The 4,125-nt window shown below is 68.8% G+C and carries 3 protein-coding genes; 2 read left to right on the top strand and 1 reads right to left on the bottom strand.

Going from position 1 to position 4,125, the window contains the following annotated elements; genetic code table 11:
• A partial coding sequence (locus G3N92_RS31505) for a helix-turn-helix domain-containing protein (protein WP_241015139.1) occupies positions 1 to 254 on the bottom strand: 254 nt, incomplete at its 3' end.
• 136 nt (positions 255 to 390) lie between these two features.
• Here G3N92_RS31505 and G3N92_RS31500 point away from each other — a divergent pair.
• Together G3N92_RS31500 and G3N92_RS31495 are read left to right on the top strand one after the other, a co-directional pair.
• Positions 391 to 1,368, top strand: a complete 978-nt coding sequence (locus tag G3N92_RS31500; protein WP_206131447.1) for an alpha/beta hydrolase — start codon at positions 391 to 393, stop codon at positions 1,366 to 1,368.
• A 557-nt stretch (positions 1,369 to 1,925) separates the two neighbouring features.
• On the top strand, positions 1,926 to 4,125 hold a 2,200-nt coding region (locus tag G3N92_RS31495), incomplete at its 3' end, for a CHASE3 domain-containing protein (RefSeq protein ID WP_206131446.1).

Raw genomic sequence — 4,125 nt, 5'->3', positions numbered from 1 at the left:
GAGCCTTGCGTGCGCGAAAACGTGGTGGCCGCGTCGCGCAGCACGCGGCGCAGCGCGTCCAGCGCGTCGGCCTCCTCGTCGAGCGCCCGCGCGGCGAAGCCGCCGATCGTCGAGCGATACAGCGCGATCGCCTCGCGATACAGCGCCTCTTTCGAACCGAACGCCGCATACAGGCTCTGCGCCGAGATGCCCATCGCCTCGGTCAGCAGCGGCATCGAGGCCGCCTCGTAGCCGTGCGTCCAGAACACCCGCATCGCGTGCTCCAGCGCCCGATCCCGGTCGAACGCGCGAGGGCGGCCGCGGCGACTTTCTTTTTCCACAATGGTCATTGTTGTATATCGAGAAGGGATGACTTAGTATAACGATCATTGTGATAATTCGAGAGCCGACATGACCGCATCGATGCCTTCCCGTCCCGATCAGCCGCTGCATGCGTTGTTTCGCCCCGATGCGATCGCCGCGGATACGCACGGGATCAACGCGCGGCTCGCCGCGACGCTCGCCGGGGTGCCGCCCATGACCGGGCTGGCCGAGATGCGGGCGGCCTACGCCGACGGCCGGATGGGGCTGCCCGTCACGCCGAAGGCGCCCGCCGCGCGCACGATCCGGATTCCGGGGCCGGGCGGCGAGATCGGGCTGCGGATCCTCGTGCCCGAGACGGTGCGCGGCGTCTATCTGCACATTCATGGCGGCGGCTGGATGCTCGGCACGCCCGACATGCAGGATCGGCTGCTCGAAACGATCGGCGCGGCGGCCGGGCTGGCGGCCGTCAGCGTCGATTACCGGCTCGCGCCCGAGCACCCGTTTCCCGCGCCGGTGGACGATTGCGTCGCCGCGGCCCGCTGGCTGATCGCGCATGCCGAGGCCGAATTCGGCGCGACGTGGCTGGCGATCGGCGGCGAATCGGCCGGCGCGCACCTTGCGGCCTCGACGCTCGTGCGCCTGCGCGACGCGGGGCAGGTGGCGGCGTTTCGCGCCGCGAACCTGACGTTCGGCTATTTCGACCTGTCGCTCACGCCGAGCGCACGTCGCGCGCGCGGCACGGCGTTCGTCGATCGCGAGATGCTCGAACGGATGTCCGACGCCTATCGCGGCGGGGCCGATGGGCGCGATCCGGCCGTCTCGCCGCTGTATGCGGATTTGCCGGGGCTGCCGGCCGCGCTGTTCTCGGTCGGCACGATCGATCCGCTGGTCGACGACACGCTGTTCATGCACGCGCGCTGGCAGGCGGCGGCCAACGTGGCGGAACTGGCGGTGTATCCCGGCGGCGTGCACGGGTTTCATCTGCTCGGCGGCGAACTGGCGGAGGCGGCGAATGCCCGGATCGGCCGGTTTCTGAGCGAGGCGGCGGCGCGCGACGGGGCGTGACGGAGCGTCGTCCGTCGCGACGGCGCGAACGGCCGGCGAGCACGGGCGGATTGCCGCCGGCTCATGGCGTGCGCGACGGTGCGTGACGCCGCGTCGTCCGTCGCGACGGCGCGAACGGCCGGCGAGCGCGGGCGGAATGCCGCCCGCTCATGGCGTGCGCGGCGGCGCGCCATGAGCCGCCGTGCCGATTGCTGGCCCGGAGCACGTTCACCGAGGCGTTTTGCCGATCCGCCGGCGCAGATTCGATCCATCTGAGGGACGCCGGTTTGCCGGCCCCGGATCGGCCCGATCGACTGCGCAACCGCCGTGGCAGCCTGGCAGCAATCCGACCGAACCCCGACCGAACCCCGCCTGTTCGACCCCCCGCCATCTCCTCCGCTTCCTCTCCGCTCCCCGCCGCCGCGAGATCACAGTTTCGCGAGCGATGCATGCGCTGTACAGTGCGGGTGCGCTGCCCGCCGGCCTGCTCCCGAATCCCCGATTCCCGCGTCCGCCCACCCGGACGAAGTCGAGGTATTTGCCAGCCGATAAGCGGATTAAAAAGCAAAAAGGACCCAATGACCGAAGCTCTAGACCAATCGACTTTCCGAAAGATCATCCAGCGCAATATCGCCTTGCCGCTCGTCATGGGCCTGGTGACCGTCGCGGTGTTCATCGGGCTCGTGTTGTATCTGACGTCGACCATGAGCTGGGTCGAGCATTCGGAGCGGGTCATCGGCAATGCCAACGAAATGATGCGGCTGGCGGTGGAGCGTCAATCGTCGATGCGCGGTTACCTGATCACGGGCGACGAACGCTTTCTGTCGCCTTACGAAATCGACGAGAACCGCTTCAAAACCGAGATCGCCGAGCTCGAGAAGCTGGTTGCCGACAACCCGCCGCAGGTGGAAACGCTCAAGCGCATCGAGGCGGTGCAGGCGCGCTGGAACCGCAGCGCGGACGACATCATCGCGCTGCGCCGCCAGAACCTCGATTACAGCGGCGCGGTGCGCTCGAGCCGGGGGCAGCAGGAATTCGACGAGATCCGCCGCGAGTTCTCGGGCTTCCTCGACGTCGAACTGGCGCTGCGCCTGCAACGCGGCGAGGCCGCCAAGAGCCTGACGGTGGTGCTCGTCAGCCTGTTCGTGCTGTTCAGCGTGCTGGTCAGCGCGATCCTCGCGTGGCGCGGCCGGCGCGAGCTGCTCGAACTGTCGCGCACCTACGACGACGCGCTGCGCCAGCAGGTCGAACACACCGAAGTGCTGAAACGGCAGGTGTGGGTGCGTTCGGGCCAGCGCCTGCTCGCGGAAAAGATGGTCGGGCAGACCAGCGCCGCCTCGGTGGGGCAGGCCACGCTCGATTTCCTCGCGCATTACCTCGACGCGTTCGTCTCGGCGCTCTACGTGCGCGACACGACCAGCGGCGAGCTGCGCCGCGTCGCCACGCACGGCTTCAGCGCCGACGGCGCGGCGGGCGTGCGCACCTTCCGCGACGCCGAGGGCCTGGTCGGCCAGGCCGCCGCGTCGCGCCGCACGGTGGTGCTCAACGATGTGCCCGCGAACTACCTGACGGTCACCTCGGGCCTGGGCGGCAGCGTGCCGCGCGGCCTCGTGCTGCTGCCGGTCACGAACGACGATGCCGTCAACGGCGTGGTCGAACTGGCCTTCATGCGCAAGATCGAACCGCGCGACCTCGAATTCCTCGATCTGATCGCGAACAGCACGGGCGGCTTCCTGGCCGCCGCGCAATATCGCGAACGCCTGCAGGACACGCTCGCGGAAGCGCAACTGCTGAACGAGGAAATGCAGGTTCAGCAGGAAGAACTGCGGGTGGCCAACGAAGGGCTGGAGGAGCGCGGGCGCGCGCTGACCGAATCGCAGGCGCGGCTTCAGTCGCATCAGGCCGAACTGGAGCAGACCAACACGCAGCTCGAGGAATACGCGCAGCGCCTCGAGCGGCAGAAGGAAGAGCTGGTGACGGCGCAGGAATCGATCACGGCCAACGCGGCGCGCCTGGAGCAGACGAGCCGCTACAAATCCGAGTTCCTGGCCAACATGTCCCACGAACTGCGCACGCCGCTGAACAGCTCGCTGATTCTCGCGCGGCTGCTGCAGGAAAACCGCGGCGGCAATCTGACCAAGGAACAGGTCCACTACGCCGAAACCATCCACAGCTCGAACAGCGACCTGCTGAACCTGATCAACGACATTCTCGATCTGTCGAAGGTCGAGGCCGGCCAGGTGACGATGGAGCCCGAGCTGGTCGGGCTCGAAACGGTCATGCAATCGCTGCGCGAGATGTTCGACCCGATCGCGGCGGCCAAGCCGCTCGCGCTGTCGATCGCGCGCGCGCCCGGCGCGCCCGCCACGCTCGTGACCGACAGCCAGCGGCTCGTGCAGATTCTGCGCAACCTGCTGTCCAACGCGCTGAAGTTCACCGAACGCGGCGAGGTGGCGCTGACCATCTCGGCGGCCGAAGCGGGGCAGATCCGCTTCGACGTGCGCGATTCGGGCATCGGCATCGCCGCCGACAAGCTCGACATGATCTTCGAAGCGTTCCAGCAGGCCGACGGCTCCACCAGCCGCCACTACGGCGGCAGCGGCCTGGGCCTGTCGATCTCGCGCAAGTTCGCCGAACTGCTGGGCGGACGCATCGGCGTGGCGAGCGAGCTCGGCGCGGGCAGCGTGTTCACGCTGTGGCTGCCGGCCGAGGCCACCTGGACCGAGGACGCGCCCGCCACGCCGGACGCCGGCGCGCTGCTCGCGCCGCGTGCGTTGC

Origin of the sequence: Burkholderia sp. Ac-20379 (genome assembly GCF_017104645.1) — a bacterium.
Lineage (GTDB): Bacteria > Pseudomonadota > Gammaproteobacteria > Burkholderiales > Burkholderiaceae > Burkholderia.
The sequence above is the reverse complement of the archived record's forward strand: the minus strand, read 5'-3'. Positions and strand labels throughout refer to the sequence as shown.